The sequence below is a fragment of the Streptomyces sp. NBC_00637 genome (genome assembly GCF_045161545.1).
Taxonomy (GTDB): Bacteria; Actinomycetota; Actinomycetes; order Streptomycetales; family Streptomycetaceae; genus Streptomyces.
This window is the reverse complement of record NZ_CP109047.1, coordinates 437483-455924: the sequence shown is the minus strand read 5'-3', so window position 1 is coordinate 455924 and position 18442 is coordinate 437483. Positions and strand designations below refer to the sequence as shown.

Sequence of the window (18442 nt, the reverse complement as noted above, 5' to 3'; positions counted from 1 at the left end):
CCCGATGCCGCAGATCGACCGGCAATCCACACGGCCCCTCGCCATCTCGCTTCGCCAACTGCTGCTGACCTCCGGGGGAGACCCTCTCGTGCCACTCGCCCTGCTCGACATTGTCGTCACACTGCTCGTCCCGTTCCTGACGGGCCTGGCGATCACCTTTCCCGGACGCGGGGGCATCACTGCATTCGCGACCGCCCCGCACCCCGTGGAGCAGCTTCAGGGCCTCCAGGCCACGTCGCGGACGTTGCGCCCACTGCGGCTGACCGCGCTGGTGCTGCCCTTCCTGTGGCAGGTCTTGATGGGCACATCGCTACTGGCGGAGCGACTGTTCGGCGTGCTCGTCATCGTCGGGCTCGGGATGCTGGTCGGCGTCTGTGCCCGGGGAGTCGTCCGGCGCTTCCAGGCTGCGCGCACGCCCCGCTGAACCCTTCGGGGCCCAGGAGCGTGAACCGCTCCTAAGCCCCACAGGCTGGGAGAGTCCGAAGCTGCGCGAGAACCCGGGATCGAAGGCACCGCGGGCCGGCTTGGTCCTTGCCCGAGTCGGATGATCAGTAGTTGGCGTCCAACTCGGCGAGCAGCGACGTTACTTCGCGTAGTGCGTGTGTGATGGCCGCCAGGCCTTCACACAACTCCTGTTTCCGATGGCCTTCAGGGAAGCGGGTGCAGGCGCCAGCGCTCGTCATGGCCGGGTGCCCCGCGATGTTCGTCGACCAGCAGATGGAGTTGCAGTTCGGCGATCCGCCCCGTTGGGCCATCCGTCCCCAGGTGCGGGATTACGGTCTCCTCGAGGAAGCGAGAGCGCGTCTCGGCGGCATGAACGCCGTGCCGTGCCTGCGTATCAGCCTGTGCTGGCGTCAGACCCATTCGGCCTTCGGCTCCCTGGGCGGTGAGGACACCTGCGATGTCGTTCGCCATGCGGATGCCCTCGGCATACCGGCCGCGCAGGAAGGCAACCATCGCTTCGCGCTCGGAGGTCACTGGGCGGTCCCTTCCGTCTCGGACACGGCAGCGGCCCCGCCCGGGGCATGACCGACGGTTACCGCTTTACCGGCAGAGCGGGCGGTCGGGCAGTCGATGACGGGGAAGGCCATTTGCCCACCGCTCGCGGTGAACACCACCAGGATAGGGGTGCCGGCCCAGAACGGGGACACGTCGACCAGCTGGTCCCCGTCGAGCGAGGTCAGCCAGATTCGTACGCCCGGCAGGCTGGTGGCGTACATGGTCAATTCCCACGCCTGCGTGGCGTGTCCGCGCGTCTCCGCCCGCGCAAGCACGTCGTCGGGCCGGTCGATCGTGGACAGCGCGACGGAGCTGCCGTCGTAGACGAGGCGCACCCCGTTGGATCCACGCTCGCGCCATCCGGGGACTGCGGCGACCACCCGCAGCAGGTCCGCGATCGTCACCTGTGCCATCAGCGTGGCTTCGACGGTTGGGTGCGTCGCGGGGTGTCACACCCGAACCTCCATAGCTCCGTGAAGCGTTCGAGCATCAACTCTTCCATTTCTCCGTCCCACGCCCCCTGAAGCCACATCGGTGCGGCGTCAAGGCGCTCGCAGATCACGATGCTTTCCGGCTGGTCGATCAGTCCACTGCGCTCCAGCACGGCCAGTTCGCCGCCCGGTCCGTACTTGCGGTACAGCTCCGTCAGCCGATCACGGTGACAGGCCGCGAAGTCCTCCAGCTGCGCGGCGTAGCCGGCCTGGTCCTCGGCGGCGACCGCGGTCAGCACGACGGACAGGGTCTCCAGCGACGCCTCACGGCTGTAGTCAGCTCGGCCCGTGAGCTCGGTAAAGATCCGCTCGGCCACTGCCAGGACCTGCTCTACCTGCTCCTGCGAAGCCTCGTCGATCGGAGTGAGCAAGCTCGCGGCAGGGGGTACTGCTGGCGCCGCGGGCCGGGCGGCCGGCCTGGCGCGGGTAATGGTGCGGTCGGCGATGTGCGCGAGCTCGGCGGCCGCGGCCTGCACGGCAGTTGCCCAGCCCTGCCCGGCCGGCGCGGTGCTGTCCTGGGGCGGCCGCTCGGCGAGCTCGAGGACGCCGCCCTGCGCGCCCTCGACGGCGCCGGCCTGGATGAGGGCGAGTAACTCCTGGGACTCCTCGGGTGCGACCCCGGCCCTTTCGAGGTAGGAGGTCACCTGCTGGAGTGCGGCGGCGGCCCGGTCGCCGTACACGGTGATCGCCGCCAGGCGCTGGGGGGTGGGTTCAGACACGGTGGGCTCCTGGGTGTGGGATTGATGGTCGGGGCAGAGGTCGCCGCGTGACCGCTTCCAACGTGCGTTGACCCAGGAGGTCACCGCACCACCTCCGCGGGCGTTCCTCGTCCTCAAGCACCGTACGTACGACGGGTTTGCCGAAGGCGATGGACGCGCGCTTGGAGGAAACCCGGTGTTGCAGGTCACGGTGGCTCGCTCGTTCTCCAGGACCGAGGGGAAGCCTCCGGATTTCCGTCGTTCGCCAGGTCCGTCGCGCAGCTGAACGACTCTGCCACCCATCAGAGAACGTCAGGGATCAGCGGATGTGAAACGCTTCTCACCGAACGGGCTGAGCCCGGCGGCCACTGCCCGGACATGCTCGTGTACGGCACGCCGATCTTGTCGGTCTGCCCGGCATGCGCGCCGTCCGTCAGAATCTCGATCTCACGGACAGAGCACTCTCACTCCTTCGTCAGTCTTGGTGACGGCGGCACAAGGACCTGTCGGCCGACATGGGCCAGCCGAGCCAGTAAGTGTGAGTGCGGCCGGTATGCGCTGAGGCGGCGCCGTGCTTTCGCAGGTGCGGGCGCCGCCCGACCCACATCGGAGACGCTTCGCCCCAGGCACTCACTTCGCCGCGAGGGCGGTGACGACATCGGGCGCGGACATCAGCCTGACGGCCCCCGTGTCGATTCCGGCGGGGTGAAGGGCGTAGACCTCGGCGTCGGCCGCCAGGAGGGTGTCTCCGCGCATCAGGTAGGCCAGCTGCGCGGCGGGCGGGTCCCCTTCGACGGCGGCATCGCGGGCGGGGCTTCCGATCCGCGCCGCGAACGTGAGGGCATCCTCGTCGGCACCGCGCTGATACATGCTCGCGGACCCATCGGTGTGACGGACGATGACTGTCTTCGATCGGGCGGCCGCCTGCCAGACGGCCAGCTCACCCAGACCGATCCTCGCGCCGGAGGCGAACAGGCCGGTCAGGGCCTGACCCAGGAGTGCGATGGCTCCCGCGTGACGGTGCACGGCGTGGTTGGAGCCGGTGACCGCCTGCACGACGTCGAGCCACCGCATGGTGCGGTCGTTGACGTCGATGACCAGGGGCACGCTGGCACGGGCCTTGCTGGTCAGGTCGAACCGCTGCTCCACCTGCCGGGCATCGAAGACCGGCCCGGTCTCCCCCGGCTCGTCGCGGACCATCACGCCCGCGAAGGCGTCGGCCAGTTCCTCGAACGGCACGTTGTTGTAGGAGAAGACTGTTCCGACCACGTAGCGGACGCCGCGCGCGGCAAGCTCGTCCAGGTCGAGGTCGACGAACTCGCTCGCGCCTTCCGGAGCCGGTGCGCTCGTGCGGTCGCCGGAGTGGACGGCACCGTCGAAGTACCGGTAGCTGGTGTAGTCGCAGGTGCCGATGTGCTCCCAGCCGTCGTTGAACATCGCGGCGGACAGGTCGAGGTCCGTCACGCCGGAGGTCGCGCTCTCCATCCAGTGGACGAAGAGACGCACCGTGTGCCCCTGCGGGATGGGCAGTTCGCTGCCGCGCGGCAGCGTGACCAGGGAGCGCGACGCCGTCCGCTCGGCGAACGGCGCGATCACCCCGTCCAGGGCCGCGTCGACGACGGCGACATCGACCGGTGCCAGCTCGGCGGCACGGCGCAGGACCTCGCCGGTAAGGATGCCGACCGTGCGGTCGGTGACCGAGGTGGTCAGCGGTGCACGCTCGTCGGTAACGATATGCGCCGTGGCGTCGCTGCCCTTCGGGAAGAAGACCCGCGAATCGCCCTTACGGGAGCGGGTCCGGATCGCCCCGAGGGCGGACAGAAGCACGGCCGGAGATGCTTGACGCACCGCCTTGCCGAGCGCCGTCAGGACGGCCTCGGCCGCGGCCGGGTCCGCCAGGCGCAGCATGTGGTCGAGGCGTCGCACGAACTCGCCCGGCCGCTGGGCGATCAGCGGCACGGCGCGCTCCACCTGGCCGTCGGCCAGGGCCGTCTCGACCTGGGAGGCCCACACGGGCAGGGAGACCGTGCCGGCGTCGAGGGTCGTAGCCGTGCTGCGGCGGGCGGCCGTGCGCAGGGTCTGCGAGAGGGTGTCCTCGGTGAGGAGGAATTCGCGCAGCGCTGCGACGGCGAGTGCCGCCTTCGGGTAGCGGTGGGCGTACTCGAAGGGGTGCAGGCGCTCGGCTGCGTGCTTCCATGCGGCCGGGTGCCGCTTCATGTCCTCGGTGACGAGCACCGGGTCGAGCCCGTTGAGGGCCATGAGCAGAGCTCGGCGCAGGGGGCGCGGGACAGCGGTGAAGCGCGGGATCTCGACGAGCCCGGCATCACCGCCGGACAGAACGACGAGCAGTCGCAGGACGTCGGTGGCGGTGGTGATGCTGGCCGTGACGGCCGGGAGGGTGGCCGTGTACGCGTCCTTGTCGGCGAGGAGCCAGGCGAGAACGCGGGCCTTGGTCTCGCGGCCGGGAATGACGTCCGGGAGCCAGGCCAGGTCCGAGCGGTCGCCGGCCTCGTCGAGGAGGACCATGAGGTCCTCGGTGTCCTGCGGGCTGAGCGCTCCCGCACGGGCGAGGAGGGTGGACAGCTCGCCGCCGGCGTCGGCGGTGCGTGCGGCCAGGTCTCCGCCAAAGGTAAGCACGCGCAGCCGCTGAGGCAGGGCCCGGCGGGTGCTGGCGACGGTGCGCGGCAGGGCCGGGCGCAGGAACGGGTCGTCCGCGTCGATGCTGCGGTTGCAGATGGGGCAGGCGGAGTAGTCCGCGCCGTCGAAGCAGGACCGGCACACGAGGTGCGCGCACGGGGACACCGCGTGCACGGTGCCGTTCGTGCCGCACAGGACGCACGGCTGCTCCGGGGCCTGCAGCAGGAGGGCGAGGACACGGTCGACGTAGAGGGCGAACGTGTCGTGCGGGGTGGTGCGCGGGAAGCCGCGGAAAAGCGGCGTGTGGTTGCGGTCCGAGCCGAGGGCGGCGTCGATGTCGGTCAGCAGGCTCTGGCCTGCCGTGGCGAGCGCCTCGGTGTCCAGCGCGGTCAGCGCCTGGCGCAGACCGGCCGAGAGCAGGTAGCCGCGCTCGACGAGGTCGGTCTCCAGCAGGGCGACGCCGGCGATCGCGTCGACGGTGGGCTCGGCGGTGATGGTGGGCAGATAGACGGCGCCACGACTGGACAGCAGGACCGCGCCAAGGCTGCGGCGCGTGTTGGTCGTTGCGGTGGTCGTGATCGTCGTCATCTGGTCCTCCCTTTGTCCGCGCGGTGGATGCCGGCGGACACCGCTGCCTGCCGGACGCGGTGTTGATGGTGTTGGCCGTAGTGGCGGGATGGCTTGCCCCTCTCCCGCAGGAGGTGGCGCAGCGTGTGTGGGGCTGCTCGGGCGCCGTTGAACGTATCAACGCGGTGAGCCCGATTCACCAGCATTACCGCCGGGTTGAGGGGCTCCTGCGTGTCCGCAGTGCCTGCAGAACGGCGGGGAGCGGCAGCGGCGCGGGGCGGGAAGTAAACGCGCTGAGACTTTTCAACCGAAAGGGAGAAGGAAGCACGTTGTGGAGCCGCCCCGCCTGCCGAGCCTACCAACCACCGTTCTGCTGGCACGCGGGTTTGGTGTGCCATGCGGGGCTAGTCCGCACGGCACGAAGGAAACGCCAACTCTGCGAGGAGTCGGTCGACTTGAGGGCGAGCCCTCGTTCATCGACAACAGCAACTATACGCACAAAGAAGTGCATGCGCAAGTTTTACGAGTCGCTTTAGCGGGAGTTGGTCTGTGGTGGTCGCGCGGAGGAGGCGGGGCGCCCGGGCCGCCGGAACCGGTAGCATCGGCACTCGGCCAGACACGTACTGCCACGTCCGCCTGTCGCTGCGTCCACATCCGCAACGGCCCGTCGGCGGCAAGGGTTTGCGGACCCCGTGCATTCTCTGATGCCCGTGATGCGACAGCCGACGGCGCGCGATGTGGGGCTCAACGATGCCGCGCCGTGGCTGAGGAGCAGTACGGCATGCCCAAGAAGCGCACCACCGCACAGCAGCGCGCGCGAGAACTGCAGAGCGCGGACGGATCCACACTCACCTACGGCCAGTCTCTGCAGCAGGTCCGGCGACGGCACCGCGACCTACCTCGTCCGGGTGAAGCCAGGACGGCTCTGGCGGAGCTCGCCAAGGCGTCCGACCTCTCCGTTACCTGGCGGGAGCGGCTGAAGCACCACGTGGCTGCCTCGCGCGCGGACGGCTGGCCCGCGGAGCACCACGCCCGGGATCTGTACGAAGAACTCCACATCGCAGCCGGCGCCCCCCTTCCAGGCCCGGATGGACCGGTGGCACTGCCGCGGGAGTTGCGGTACTTCCCCCTCTCCCCCGTAGAACGGGGCCTCCAGAGCAAGGACGCAGCGGCCCTCGCCTGCGCACTCGTCGAGGCCTTCGCGGGACCGATGCGTCAACTCCTCCGCCACCCATACGGGAGCCCGGCCTCGGTCGACGACCTCGTGTACCGCATTCGCCGAGCCCCCACCCGTGCGCCCCGGCACCAGCTGACCATCCACACGCCCGAGGATCTGTACTTCGACGACGTGCATTACCCGCGGCCCTGGGGCACACCACTGACCTACGGCTTCTTCCGCGCGACCGACGTCCGCGGTCGGGACGAACTCGCCCGAGCCCTCCTCGCCCACGCTCTCGGCGGCGCCGAACCCACCAGCCTTGCGGCATGCACCACCTGCCAGGCCAACGGGCTGCTGTCAGCGCTGGATACGGACCACTCGTCGCACATCCCCGCCTACCGCGGCGAACGCAGCATCTGCATCTGCGGCACGTGCAGGGGCAGCGGCCTGCGAGCGCTGCCGGCCCGCGCCTTCGCCGAAGAGTTCCTTTCCGACGAGATCCGGACCGCGGCAGGGGAAGAGCCATGGGTCATGGCACGGAGCTCGATCATCACCTGGGCGTCGCCCCACCTCCTCCCTCCGTCTGGGCCCTCGGGCGGATGCCGCGACGGTCTGCAGGCCGGATACATCGCCGCCGTCGCCGATGTCCTGATCGGCGCCGGCTTCACGCTGACCGCCGGCGAGGAGTCCGCAGACTACGAGCTCGACTTCGACGACCGAGGCGGCCTGGGCGGCCACTTCTACGTCGGCGGCCACCCCTGCCTCCCCTCCGAGTACGGAGCCAGCCGCCTCCTGATGTTCTGGTACAGCGACCGGGGATGGACCATCACCGGCTTCGGCGAGGTCCTCGCCCTTCTCCCCGGGCAGACCGTTCCCGAACCGGAGGCCGTCCTCCAGGCACTGCTGGAGCACCCACCCGCCACTGACCCCGGCAAGCCTCGCCTCGTTCCACGGGATGTCGACGTGTACGCCGAAGTCCTCACCTACCTGCCGCATTAGTGCGCGAACCCCGTGGCCACGGAGCCGCTGGTCCGGGGCCACGGGGTTGCCCATCCGCTCAGGACAAGGCCGATAGGGACGAAACGGGCATGCCTCCACACGGTATGCCCAAGAGTTGGGCGCGCCGTGGTCCGAAAGCAACTGCCGCCAGTACGGTGGGCCATCGTCCTGTGCAAAGTACAAGTCTGGGTGAGGCTGTCCGTGCCGACGATGAGCATGAAGCCGGCCACGGCCTGGGTTGAGTTCGGCACGAGAGAGCGGATGACCAAGGCCCTGGACCGGCAGAAGCGCCACCGCATCATGCTGTCCTCCGAGTCGCGGTGGAGGGCCCAAGGACTGCCGCGGGATCAGGCGCTGGATGTGCGCCAGCGGTGGAGGGAGCATGTTGACCGGCTCCGCGAGGCGGGAGAGCTCCTCGACGTCGTCGATGTCCTTGCCGCCTACGGCATACGTCACGAGCTGGCCAGGCGAGGCTGGAACCGCGATTGGCCCGAGGTCCCGATGGAGGCCCGGATCAGCAATCGGTGGCCGGGGTCTCACGATGGCGGATATCCGGAGAGCATCCCGCTCCGGCTCCCCGGCGACTTGGCCGATCGGGTGCTGTGCGCCTGCTGGCACACCTCGTCTGAGGCCATCCGTGGAATCCGTGACTGGAGTGTCGAGTTGGGGATCCCGGTCCCCCGTCGGCCACCGTCCGCGGTGGGCGAGGATGCCTTGGCGGAGTATGAGCGGTTGGCTGCGCAGGTGACCACGGTGGGAGACATCTACCGCGCCGGCCTGAACCACGGCATCGGAACCGCGGAATCACTTTCGCAGAGGGGGAAAGGCCTGCCTGAGCTAGACGAAGTGGCCGTTCAGGACGGCAACTGATGTTCTTGGGCATGCAGTTGAGGGCCTCCGTTTCATAGCGAGAACGGGTGCGGTTCGCCGTGCCCTGCGGAACGGGGAGCCGTGCAGCGCCAAGCAGCCGTCAGAAGAGGACGTTGTCCGAGGTAGGCGGGACGGCGCGCTCAGTCGTAGGCGGCCGGCAGAGGATCTGTTCCCAGGTCGCCATCCAGTAGATCCGCATCTCATCGCACTGAGGGCAGCGAACGGCCCAGTGCGTCCGGCACCAGTACGACTCGCCCCGAGCCCGGACCCACTGGGAAGCCTGGTCAGGTGCGGACCGCTGTACGTGGACATCCGTCTCGGGCGTGTACTCGGTCCGTCCGAATGCCATGGAAAGTGGCCCGGGAAAGGCGCACGTCGGACAAGAGGAGGCGAGGTGGCTGGGTTCTGGTGCCGACTCCCACGAATCCCACCGGATCTCCCCCAGCGGCTCGTCGCTCCCCGGCAGTGCAGGGAGCATCCGGCGATCTGGTTCGGGGCTTGCCTGGCCGCGGGTCTCCATCCGTTCAGTCTCTCGGGCACCACTGACATCGCTCTTGGGTCCGACGATCATCAGGGCGTCAGTCGGGCCCGGGCTGTTGCGTGCCTGGGCGCCCGCTGTGGCGGATGCCTAGACGCCCTTGAAGATGACGTCGTCGAGGTTGAAGCTGAAGTCGTCGGGGCTGAAGCCGGCGTACATGCCACCGTTCATGTAGCGGGCGATGCCCTCGGCGACGACCTGGTTGATCTCTTCCTCGTCTGTGGCACGGGCGAGCTTCGCCACGTCGCTGCTGGAGAAGCTGATGGAGATGTCGCGGGCGCGCACGGCGTCGGAGCCGCGGATCTCGAAGGCGGTGGCCCGATTGACGATGGCGCCGACCCCGGAGGGCAGCCCCTGTTCCTGGCGTCTCTCCATCTGTCGGGCCCGTCGGTCGCGGCTTCGTTTGGTGGTCTGGACTTCGACGGCGTCACGGTAGAGGCGGTCGGCGTGCTTGACGGGCTTGCGGGTGCCGTCGATCCACCGCCGGACGGCACGGGGGGTGACGTTGTACGCGGCCGCCATCGCCGCAGTGTCTCCGTTGAACTTGCGCTTCAGGACATGCGCGGCCTGAGTGGTCACTCGGGACGGCGCCGGCCGGGAAGGAAACAGCAGTTCCTTGACCCGGGCGTTGGCGCTGGTCTCCGGCGTTTCCGTTTCGTCCTGGCCGCTCAAAGCGACTCCTCAGCCTGATCGTTGGACGCATCCGTATCCTGCCCTGTCTCTGTGAGGGGGCGTCCGGCGGTGTCGTAGTGGTGCGTGAGCCGTGACGGGTGCTCGTCGTTCCCCATGGCGGCCTGAAGGGCAGCCATGGGGATGGTCGACTCGTGCTTGAACTGACCGGGCCCGATGCCCAGCCGGAGGACACCAAGGACCGGCTTGCCGTTTTCGGGAGGCGTCAGCAGTTCGAGGGGGGACGGCTCCTTGACGGCGAAGAGGAAGGAATCGCGGTTGACTGCGAACGGGGCCTGTCCGGTCTTCTTGTAGGTCTTGCGCATGCGCCGGTGGTTGGCGATGCGGGCTGCGGCGACGATGTGGAAGCGGATCTCGGGACGGTAGGCCCAGTTGGCGACGACCTTCGCCAGCCAGGCCTCGTCGTCCAGGTGGAGTGCGGAGTCGACCCACTTGCCGATGCCTCCCTTGTAGACCGCCTTGTACAGGCCGACGAGGACCAGGGCGTCGTGGGCGTCGGAGTCCCCGTCCTTGATCTGCCTGTGGGCGGCGTATGCGGCGAGATACTCCTCGGGGTCCTGCCCGTCGGTCAGTCCGAGGATGGCGTAGAGGCGTTTGTAGGCCTCGCGCAGCCGGACCGTCCATTCCTTCAGGGCCGGCAGTGTGAGGCGGGAGATGTAGGCGTCCGTGATGGTCGACGGGTCGAACCCGTAGTCCCGGATCATGTAGTCGACTGTCGGCGTGGCGTACCAGCCTGGGCCGGTCGGCGCCAGGCCGTGGAACGTCGCGGGGTGAGGCAGCAGCGGATCGACTTCGATCTCGGTGAAGTCGCACCACCACAGGCCCCCCTTCTTGCTGTCCCACGTCGGGTCGGAGTCGTACTCAAGCGGGCCCACGGGGAGGGGCAAGGACTGGGTCACCGACAGGTACGAGGCGCAGACGTCGCAGGCCACGGCATAGGGCATTGCAGCTTCTGCGTCGGTCAGATCGCGCTTCCAGTAGTGGTAGTCCTCCTCCTCGCACACTGCCTCGTTGCGGTCGCGTAGACCGCGTGTGAGGGGATGGCGGGCACCGGCTGCCGGGGGCACACAGACGTCGCCGCTCGGCAGCGCGCCCTGGCGGAGTCGGTCGTCCTTCCAGCTCCCGTCGTCGTCCTGGTACCACTCCGCTCGCGGCCGGACGGCTTCCAGGAGGAGCTTGCTGGTGGTGGCCGGGGTGACGCCAGGAGCGACACCGAGGTCGGCGACGTAGGTCCGGATGCGGCGGGCAAGGGTGGCTGCGTCGAGTTCCCCGCTGGGAGTCCGCGCCAGCTGGGCCATCATCTCGCTGGTGGTCTGCTGTTTCTCGGTCCCCTGGCCGAGCCACGGGGTGACGACGACACGGGCTGACGTCTTCGGGCCGCCGGGGGATCCGGAGCGGCGGAAGACGTGGAAGATGGGGCCGATCTCTTGCGAGATTTCCATGCCCGCGCTGGCGGCCGCCGTCGTGAGCTTCTTCTTGAGTGCAGTCGCGGCCTTGTCCGTGCTCGGCAGGGCAGCGGGCAGCCCAAGGACCTTGAGGGCAGTGGCGGACAGGCAGACCAGGCCGTCGCTTCCGCGTCCGGCGTCGTGGACGCGGTCGACCCGCAGAGGAAGGCCTGTTCCGAGCCATGCGAACCAGTCCGTCAACTTCTTGCCGGCCGGGGCGGGAATCTGCGCGATGTCGAGGCTCCAGCCGCTCGCGCCACTATCGAGGGCAACGGCTGGCCACCGGCGGGGAGTTGCCGCAGCCGCCGGGGCTGGGCGCGAGGACGGGCGGGGCCTGGTGGCCCGGCGGCCTGCATGCGCCGATGCGGGTCGAGGGCTTGCGGGATGTGCAACCGGTGGCGGCGCTGGCGGCCCCGATGGGGCCGGAGCTGCGGATTCGGCTGCCTGGGCCGCTTCGGCCTCGGCGCGCACACGCTGCTGGCGCGCGATCACCTCAGCGCGGGACTCGGAGGTGCAATTCTTCGGGCAGCGGAGCCACTTCGACTTCATGACGCCGCCTTCCTCGGTCCAGGCCACGATGTAGCCGGGCCGGTTGCTGCCGATGCAGCCGTCACAGCCGGCAAGGCGTACTTCGGACATCGTGTCCTGACCTTTCATAGTCGTCGCGGATCCGGGGGTTCAACGGTCGGGCCGCGCAGAAGGCGCGCCGAACAGCTGTTGAGCGGCGGGCAGGTGGCTTGCCGTCTGGGCTGCCTGCGTGCGGGCGGCGGTGTCGTCCGGCTCCAGTGCCTTGAGCTCCACGGGGATCTTTCTGGCGATCCAGTCGGCCAGGGGGGCGAGACCTCCCTCGGGGAGCGGTCCAGTCAGGCCGCGTGCGAGGCTGCGCAGGAGCTCGTCGACTGCGGGATCGACGGGGTTCTCGCCTGCCGCTCTCGCCTTGGCGGTCTCCGCGAGACGAAGGAGCATCGTGAGGAAGTCGACTCGCTCGGAGCTGCTCACGCGGATCCGTTTGGCCAGGGGCCAGTCGGAGATCGCAAGGATGGACCGCACGGGCGTGAGCTGTCCGGCGACGAGGGCGGGGCAGATATAGGTGCGGGGGCTGGCGCTGCTGAGGAAGCTGCGTTCTTCGTCCCGGCGCAGGGTCGCCAAGGTCGTCGTGGCGAGATCCGCGCCGAAGAAGGCCTGGTGTACCGCCCGGATCATCTTTTGCGGGGCAGGTACGCCGATCAGGGCGAGGGTGTCCAGCACGCCTTCGCGCGTTGTGCGGGCCGGAAGTCCGGGAACGGCGGAGGGTCGGGACGTCGCATCTGCGACGCCGAGGAGGCTTTCCCATGCGGCCTCAGAGCGGCGGAGTAGCCCACGGAGCCGACCCACTTCTTCGTCATCTCGTTTCATGGCGGCAGTGCGCATCTGGTGACGCAGCTCGGCGATGTTCTGCTCCAGCTCGTCCAGCACCCTGTCCATAACTCGATCTTACCAAAGAACTCCCAGAGTTCTCCAAGATAGTTACCAAGATTTGATAGGTGGTGACGGAACGCCACCGGGGCGCCGCCTTCCTGGCGGCGCCCCGGTTCCGGTCGCGACTTGCGGGCTTCCCGCCCGGTCGTGCGGCTACTTGCCCTTGGCGGCTTCCTTGAGCTTGCTGCCCGCGGAGACCTTCACGCCGTAGCCGGCCGGGATGTCGATGGGGTCACCGGTCTGCGGGTTGCGCGCGGTGCGAGCGGCACGGTGGGTGCGCTCGAAGGTCAGGAAGCCGGGGATGGTGACCTTCTCGTCGCCCTTGGCGACGATGTCACCGACGGTCTCCGCGAACGCGGCCAGAACGGCGTCGGCGTCCTTGCGGGTCACCTCGGCGCGCTCCGCCAGGGCGGCGACCAGCTCACTGCGGTTCATATGCTCTCCGTTGTTCTGTCTGCCTTGCGGCTGTCTTTGCCTCATGCTGCCAGTCGCCACTGACATTCTGCCGCACAGCGAGCCCGGGCAGTCCGTCCCTGTCGACTGCCGCAGCTCCGCGAATGTGCAGCACACGGCAATCTTCCGAACTCATTCGTATCGTATAACTTGACATTTGGTCAAGTTGCAATTAATTTTACGAGTCACTTTCTTGCTCTCGGGTATCGATGCCGTGCGCGCACCCCGGCGTGGACATCCCCGTACATCCCTGCCCGTGGGCACCCCGCCCCGATTCTCCAAGGACCCCTTTCCTCGTGATACTGACCTTGCTCCGCTCCCTGCGCCGCCCGGCACGCCGGACCGCCCCCCTCCCCGACACCCTGCCGCAGGCGGACCAACGGGTTTGGCGTGTCATTGCCGAGCGGACCGACCTGGCCTACCTCGACCTCGTGCCGGCGAGTGTGATCGAGCCGCGGGAGCTGGACGTGACCGAGCGCGCCGCAGGCGCCCGGGCTGCCACGCATCTGTGGGCGGGGCGCTTCCTGCTCAACCGCTACCGCGACCAGTACGTCCGGGCGGGGGTCACCTTGCTCGAGCGTCTGCGCCGGCACCGGGAGATGGAGGGGTACCTCTCGGCGTTCGCGGAGGCGCTCGCCTATGCCCGGGCCCAGGCCGAGGGTGAGCGTTCGGCGCCGTGGCCTCCGCGGCTCTTCCAGACGGGCGGGCAGCTGCCTCTGCTGCAGCGCTACAGGCGCGACCGGCACGCGTACACCGCGGTCGTCTGACGGCGGGGACTTCTGAGGAGACCTGTACGGCGCCCGCAGGCGACAGGTCCTACGTACGAGGAGAGACCTTGGAGCTGACAAGGATCACCGCTGAGATGCAGGCGCGGCAGGGCTTCAGTGACACGCTGGGCCGTGCCCTCGCCGAGGCGTTCAACGCCTCGGGGCTTGAAGGAGGCTCATGGAGCCATGAGGCCAACTCCTGGCACTACGTGTCCGTGGACCTCCGGCACCCGAGCGGGATGGGCATCAACCTCCGCCACGAAGGCAGCCACCGTAAGGGGAGCGCAGGCCGGATGCTGACCGTGAGCGGTGACTACCCCCGCGAGTACTGCGGTTGGCGCGCCCCTTCCGTCAGGGTGTCAATGGACCGCGTTCCGGCCGATGCGGCCCGGGACATCATCAAGCGGTTCGTGCCTGAGTACCGCGCCACGCTCTGCGACGCGCTGGATGCCGCCGCGAAGGCAGAGCGGGAACGGCAAGCGCGCATCGCACTGAACCGTCGGATGGAAGGCGTCCTTCCCGGACTCACGGCCGCGGGCGGGACGCCCTCGCACCAGTCCCGGGACCGGGACCGCTCGTACTGGGCCGGCGGCCGCTACGCCATGGGGCTCACGGCTGCTCTTGCATCGGGCCATGCCACGCTGAGCGATGACGCGTCCACCGTGGACCTGCACCTGACGGGCCTGCCGGCCGATCTCGCGCTGGAAATCCTCGCCATGATCAATCCTCGCAGGGCGCTCCAGGGAACGGTCATGCCGCGAGAGATCGCCCATACAGCTCCGGCTCTACCCGCGGCTCCGACCGTTCTTCCGGGTGAGCTTGTCGCCGATCCCGTCGAGGAGGCGGCGGCAGAGTGCCTGGCGCGGGGCGGCGATGTCAGGGAGCGTCCGCCCGCCAGTCCCAGTAGCGCCGGTCCCCCGGGCGCGGAGCGTAGACGGACCGGCCGCCGGGGCGGGCGCCGAGCTCCGTCTCCAGCGCGACGTCGGCGTCGAGAGCGGCGCCGCTCCACCCTGTGACGTCCAGCAGGAGGCCGTCGAGGGGGCCTCCGACGAGTTCCCGGTACGCGCGGTCGCTGCGCGGGCCGGGGTCGTCGTGCTCGGCGCCGTAGACCCTCCGCATCGCCATCTCGTCCATGACGTCCAAGATCGCACACACCCCAGACAATCAACCTTTCTCGACTCGTATAACTTGCACATTTGACGATCCGTGGATACGTTATGAGAGTCACGAAGGCTTCACCCTCCAGGACCGCCGCCCGGCATGCTCCGTCCCTTCCGGGCGGCCCCAGCGCCTGGCCCGCCCCTCCCCCGGGCGGGCCAGGCTTTCGCTGTCTTGGCCCTGTTGCGCCCGCCACCGGATCGCCCACAGCACACGTGAAACGGCAAGGCGCGGCGCAGGGTTCGGCTTCCCGTGATGCGGATCGGCTCAGTCCGCCGACGGCCTCGGCCTCCTCGCAGCAGTCGCGGGGTGGCTGAGCGCCGGTCAGCGCCCTCTGCCCACGCACGGGTTGGCATTCCGGGCTGTGCGGTCCGCGGCCGACCTGACCGCCTGGGAACGACGCTGCGCGGCTCGCAGTCACACCTTCATGCCATGAGGAGAGCCACATGCACCTGCTGCCCCTGCCAATGCCTGCCAAGATCGCCCCTCCGGCGGTTGGTGAACTGACCATGCAAGTGACGGCCCTGAGGCAAGGCCGCGTCCAGTATTCGGTCCGCGGCCGCCACGTCCGCGGCACCTTCGTCGTCGTCCCCGACGTCATGAAGGACGGGACGGTCTTGCCGAGCGCGGTGACCGTTCAGTACGGCCAGGGTGACGGCCCGGTGGGCGACTACTACAGCACACCGCGTCCCGATGAGCCGGTCGTCTACAACGTGCGTGTCCACGGCTGGACGGAAGCCATCAACCCCGATGACCCACCCTCGGGCTACTTCCTGGGGCCCTACGCGACCGGCCTGCGTGACAACGGCATCCGTCGTGCCCTGACCTTCGGGGTCAGGCGTCGAACGGAAGAGGTAGTGCGGGGGATCCTGCAGCACTGGACCTCGCTCCCCCACCGCCAGGATCTGGTCCGCGCGGCCGCGCGGCCGATGGCCGCTGAACTGGCCGAGCACGAGGCCGCTCTCGCCTCCGGCCAGGAACGCGAAGTGGAGCGGCTGCAGGAGGAGCGTCGGCAGGCACGGGCGCGCATCAACGTCCTCAACGGGATTCTCCGGCGCCGGCTGCCCGCAGTGCGGCAGGCTGATCCAGCGCCCGTGAGGGTGCCGCTCGTCGACGGCACGGATGCCCCTCTGGGCGTCCTCACCGTGCGGGAGGTCGCGGTCAACGAGGTCATTCCCGGCAGCGTCGTCTACGAGGTGGCAGGCGCGCGCCTCCACGGGCGGGTCACTGTGAGCCGCGACCATTTCCGCCCTCTGCCGCTTCCGCAGGGCTTGCGTGTGACGTACGGGCACGTCCGTACCAATTCACCGTTCACGCACAAACATGACCACGAACCGTCCATCAACGGCGTGGTCATCGGGGGCATATGGGACCGCGAGACGTCCTCTGGCATCACCCCGACAGCACCGGCTGACCTGCCCGCCCATGCGCGTACGGGCGTGCGGGCCCGTATGTCGGCCTCACCGCCGACCGGCCGGCGCGCATCCGCGATGCTGCGCGCCGTGGCGCTGCGCTACCTGGCGCGGTCCGATGTGGAAGGGCTGCGGCTTGCCGCGGCCAAGGACGCGGCACCTGGCCTGCTCACGGAGACCCGCGATGCACTCCGGGAGCTGCGTGCCGCCCAAGCCTGCGCCGAGAAGGCTGCCGCACACCACCGTGAACGGGAATGTCAGTACCGGCAGTTGGCGGGCACGGTGCCAGCGAACGTGCCCGCGGTGGCCGACCGGCTCAAGGGGGCCGCATGACGCCGCCCGACTCACCGCGCAAGCCGACCGCGGGCGAGCGTCTGCGCCTGCGGCAGGCCAGCAGCGCCTCCGACGGACAGCTCCACAAGACCGTCAGCAGGAGGCTCGTGGAATCGATGCTGCGAGCGGGCTGGGTCTACGGTGAGGACACCGATGGCTTCCGGCTGAGCAACGCAGACACGCTCGGACCCTCCGGCGTCGCCTGCTGGAAGATCACCTATTCGGGGCGGTGGGCGGCCCTGACCAGGGCTCAGCGCCGCACTTTGCTGGCTCTGACGAATGGGGACGGCGGCGGCCGGGCGGGCGATGTCGACCTCACGACGGCCGCAGTCCAGGTCCTGGTGCGCTACGGGCTCGCCACGGATCGTGCCCCACACCGGCCCGTGCGCCGGACCCCGTTGGGAACGCGAGTCGTCACGGCCTGCGCCGCGGATCCGGATGCGTAGGCCGAAGGGGCCCGGTTGGCAGCTCAGCCGCCGGCGGCGTTCGCCCGGCTGGGTCACCGGGTGTGCAGCCCTTCCTCCTCCCACCCGCGGAGCTGCTCGTAGTCGTGCTGAACGTCGGCGGGATCATCGGCAGCCAGGTACGCGTACCCGGGAGAGGTGAGCAGGTCGGTGGTCGGCTCGATCCGGTCGCCGGGGGTGACGGAGGGGACTACCGACACGGTCGTGGGCAGTGAGGCGACCTTGTCGATCACCGAGGCTGATGCTGTCCCGGCGTGGTGGTTGATGAACTCCACACAGCGCACTGCGCCGGACCAGGTGGTCTTGCGGTCGTCGAAGTCGAAAATCGTGGAGGGGTCGACGATCGTGGCTGCGGCGAGGGAGGTCTGGGAGACGCCGGAGTACTTCTCGATCACATCAGGCGCGGTGGCTCCGCCGAGCCGGGCACCGGTCTCGATCAGTACCGGTCCCCGATCGGTGAGCATGACCTCGGTGTGGGCGGGGGTGTTGCGGATTCCGAGAGCGTCGAGGACGGCGAACGTGTAGTCCCTGAGCATCTTCGCTTCGGCGCTGTTGGTGTCGACGGGTTCCTCGAAGTCGTAGACGGGCGTGGCGGCCGCGCCCTCGCGCTTGGTGTAGCGCCACATCTCCGCGACGCGGTGCAGGCCGTGCGCGGAGACGGTGTTGATGTAGAACTCCTGGCCGTGGAGGCGTTCTTGCACGAGCGCGGCGCGGTTTTGGACTCCGAAGAGGCTGGCGCTGGAGAGCACGGCGCTGCAGGCCAGTGCGACCTCGTCAGCGGTTCGGCAGAAGTGGACGTTGTCGGTGCCGGCGCTGCTGAGGGGCTTCACGACGGCTTGGGCCAGGCCGTGATCGGTGAACCAGGCGGCACCTGTCGCGCCTGAGGAAGCCAGGGCGGCCAGGGGGGTGGCCAGTCCGGCCTCCGCGATGACCTGTCCCATCAGGGCCTTGTCGCGTCGGGCGGCGCGCAGTCGTCCGGTGTTCGTGGGCAGCCCGAGGCGGAGGGAGAGGGTCTCGGCCAGCGTCACGCCGGACTCGCTGCCGGCGATAACCCGGTTCACGCCCTCATGCGCGAGGCGGCGGGTGAGGAGGACCTCGTCGGGGATGTAGCCGAGGTCGACGGTGTAGTCGGCCGGCTGGAAGGAGCGCAGCAGGTAGGCCGGGGTGGTGGCTGAGGAGCGGATGTGGAGGCTTTCCGCTCCGTTGTCGCGCAGGCGGCGCGGGAGGACGGCGCCGGTGGAGTAGCCGTCGACGATCGCAACTCTCATGGTCCTTCTCCTTGGCTGTGGGGCGGAATCGGGTAG

The 18442-nt window shown here is 69.2% G+C and carries 16 protein-coding genes; 6 read left to right on the top strand and 10 right to left on the bottom strand.

Annotated features, from left to right (window positions below):
* Nucleotides 1–4 precede the first annotated feature (4 nt).
* The gene (locus tag OG440_RS40130; protein WP_331753427.1) at nucleotides 5–424 is read left to right on the top strand and encodes a hypothetical protein; all 420 of its coding nucleotides are present in this window, start codon (nucleotides 5–7) and stop codon (nucleotides 422–424) included.
* A gap of 224 nt (nucleotides 425–648) precedes the next feature.
* On the opposite strand, the gene OG440_RS40125 is transcribed toward OG440_RS40130, so the two are convergent.
* The 4 genes from OG440_RS40125 to OG440_RS40110 all read right to left on the bottom strand — a co-directional run bounded on the left by OG440_RS40125 (nucleotide 649) and on the right by OG440_RS40110 (nucleotide 5413).
* Entirely contained in the window at nucleotides 649–978 is a 330-nt protein-coding gene (locus tag OG440_RS40125; protein ID WP_331753425.1) for a hypothetical protein, read from the bottom strand.
* Complete coding sequence (locus OG440_RS40120) at nucleotides 975–1412, bottom strand: hypothetical protein (protein ID WP_331753423.1); 438 nt, start codon at nucleotides 1410–1412, stop codon at nucleotides 975–977. The genes OG440_RS40125 and OG440_RS40120 overlap by 4 nt, the downstream gene beginning before the upstream one ends.
* The gene (locus tag OG440_RS40115) at nucleotides 1412–2209 is read right to left on the bottom strand and encodes a hypothetical protein (protein WP_406011639.1); all 798 of its coding nucleotides are present in this window, start codon (nucleotides 2207–2209) and stop codon (nucleotides 1412–1414) included. Before OG440_RS40115 ends, OG440_RS40120 begins: the two co-directional genes overlap by 1 nt.
* A gap of 609 nt (nucleotides 2210–2818) precedes the next feature.
* Nucleotides 2819–5413: an MXAN_6230/SCO0854 family RING domain-containing protein gene (locus tag OG440_RS40110; protein WP_331753419.1), complete on the bottom strand. Its 2595-nt coding sequence runs from the start codon at nucleotides 5411–5413 to the stop codon at nucleotides 2819–2821.
* A gap of 739 nt (nucleotides 5414–6152) precedes the next feature.
* Between OG440_RS40110 and OG440_RS40105 the strand changes: the two genes are divergently transcribed.
* Together OG440_RS40105 and OG440_RS40100 are read left to right on the top strand one after the other, a co-directional pair.
* Complete coding sequence (locus tag OG440_RS40105; protein ID WP_406011638.1) at nucleotides 6153–7550, top strand: hypothetical protein; 1398 nt, start codon at nucleotides 6153–6155, stop codon at nucleotides 7548–7550.
* A gap of 210 nt (nucleotides 7551–7760) precedes the next feature.
* Nucleotides 7761–8420 carry a hypothetical protein gene (locus OG440_RS40100; RefSeq protein WP_406011637.1) on the top strand — a complete coding sequence of 220 codons (660 nt, stop codon included), beginning with the start codon at nucleotides 7761–7763 and terminating at the stop codon, nucleotides 8418–8420.
* 628 nt (nucleotides 8421–9048) lie between these two features.
* Here the strand turns inward: OG440_RS40100 and OG440_RS40095 are convergent.
* The 4 genes from OG440_RS40095 to OG440_RS40080 form a co-directional block, all read right to left on the bottom strand.
* On the bottom strand, nucleotides 9049–9630 hold the full coding sequence (locus tag OG440_RS40095) for a hypothetical protein (RefSeq protein ID WP_331753413.1): 582 nt from the start codon (nucleotides 9628–9630) through the stop codon (nucleotides 9049–9051).
* Nucleotides 9627–11294 carry a hypothetical protein gene (locus OG440_RS40090; protein WP_406011636.1) on the bottom strand — a complete coding sequence of 556 codons (1668 nt, stop codon included), beginning with the start codon at nucleotides 11292–11294 and terminating at the stop codon, nucleotides 9627–9629. The genes OG440_RS40095 and OG440_RS40090 overlap by 4 nt, the downstream gene beginning before the upstream one ends.
* 477 nt (nucleotides 11295–11771) lie before the next feature.
* Nucleotides 11772–12557 carry a hypothetical protein gene (locus OG440_RS40085; RefSeq protein ID WP_331753409.1) on the bottom strand — a complete coding sequence of 262 codons (786 nt, stop codon included), beginning with the start codon at nucleotides 12555–12557 and terminating at the stop codon, nucleotides 11772–11774.
* 147 nt (nucleotides 12558–12704) lie between these two features.
* A complete protein-coding gene (locus OG440_RS40080) occupies nucleotides 12705–12986 on the bottom strand; it encodes an HU family DNA-binding protein (protein ID WP_331753407.1) in 282 nt (93 codons plus the stop codon).
* Between the two features lie 314 nt (nucleotides 12987–13300).
* On the opposite strand from OG440_RS40080, the gene OG440_RS40075 reads away from it, so the two are divergent.
* Nucleotides 13301–13771, top strand: a complete 471-nt coding sequence (locus OG440_RS40075; RefSeq protein WP_331753405.1) for a hypothetical protein — start codon at nucleotides 13301–13303, stop codon at nucleotides 13769–13771.
* Between the two features lie 876 nt (nucleotides 13772–14647).
* On the opposite strand, the gene OG440_RS40070 is transcribed toward OG440_RS40075, so the two are convergent.
* Nucleotides 14648–14905, bottom strand: coding sequence for a hypothetical protein (locus OG440_RS40070; RefSeq protein WP_331753517.1), 258 nt, complete (start codon nucleotides 14903–14905; stop codon nucleotides 14648–14650).
* A 470-nt stretch (nucleotides 14906–15375) separates the two neighbouring features.
* Here OG440_RS40070 and OG440_RS40065 point away from each other — a divergent pair, with 470 nt between their 5' ends.
* Both OG440_RS40065 and OG440_RS40060 read left to right on the top strand, forming a co-directional pair.
* Nucleotides 15376–16674 (top strand): hypothetical protein, encoded by a 1299-nt coding sequence (locus tag OG440_RS40065; protein ID WP_331753403.1) that lies wholly within the window; start codon nucleotides 15376–15378, stop codon nucleotides 16672–16674.
* The gene (locus OG440_RS40060; RefSeq protein WP_331753401.1) at nucleotides 16671–17120 is read left to right on the top strand and encodes a hypothetical protein; all 450 of its coding nucleotides are present in this window, start codon (nucleotides 16671–16673) and stop codon (nucleotides 17118–17120) included. Before OG440_RS40065 ends, OG440_RS40060 begins: the two co-directional genes overlap by 4 nt.
* A 53-nt stretch (nucleotides 17121–17173) precedes the next feature.
* Here OG440_RS40060 and OG440_RS40055 read toward each other — a convergent pair whose 3' ends face one another.
* Nucleotides 17174–18406 (bottom strand): ATP-grasp domain-containing protein, encoded by a 1233-nt coding sequence (locus tag OG440_RS40055; protein ID WP_331753399.1) that lies wholly within the window; start codon nucleotides 18404–18406, stop codon nucleotides 17174–17176.
* Nucleotides 18407–18442: the final 36 nt, after the last annotated feature.

Excerpts from the sequence above, each read along its gene's own strand:
- OG440_RS40130 (WP_331753427.1), top strand. The coding sequence starts at position 5 with ATGCCGCAGATCGACCGGCAATCCACACGGCCCCTCGCCATCTCGCTT.
- OG440_RS40120 (WP_331753423.1), bottom strand. The coding sequence starts at position 1,412 with ATGGCACAGGTGACGATCGCGGACCTGCTGCGGGTGGTCGCCGCAGTC.
- OG440_RS40110 (WP_331753419.1), bottom strand. The coding sequence starts at position 5,413 with ATGACGACGATCACGACCACCGCAACGACCAACACGCGCCGCAGCCTT.
- OG440_RS40100 (WP_406011637.1), top strand. The coding sequence starts at position 7,761 with ATGAGCATGAAGCCGGCCACGGCCTGGGTTGAGTTCGGCACGAGAGAG.
- OG440_RS40085 (WP_331753409.1), bottom strand. The coding sequence starts at position 12,557 with ATGGACAGGGTGCTGGACGAGCTGGAGCAGAACATCGCCGAGCTGCGT.
- OG440_RS40080 (WP_331753407.1), bottom strand. The coding sequence starts at position 12,986 with ATGAACCGCAGTGAGCTGGTCGCCGCCCTGGCGGAGCGCGCCGAGGTG.
- OG440_RS40070 (WP_331753517.1), bottom strand. The coding sequence starts at position 14,905 with ATGGACGAGATGGCGATGCGGAGGGTCTACGGCGCCGAGCACGACGAC.
- OG440_RS40065 (WP_331753403.1), top strand. The coding sequence starts at position 15,376 with ATGCACCTGCTGCCCCTGCCAATGCCTGCCAAGATCGCCCCTCCGGCG.
- OG440_RS40060 (WP_331753401.1), top strand. The coding sequence starts at position 16,671 with ATGACGCCGCCCGACTCACCGCGCAAGCCGACCGCGGGCGAGCGTCTG.
- OG440_RS40055 (WP_331753399.1), bottom strand. The coding sequence starts at position 18,406 with ATGAGAGTTGCGATCGTCGACGGCTACTCCACCGGCGCCGTCCTCCCG.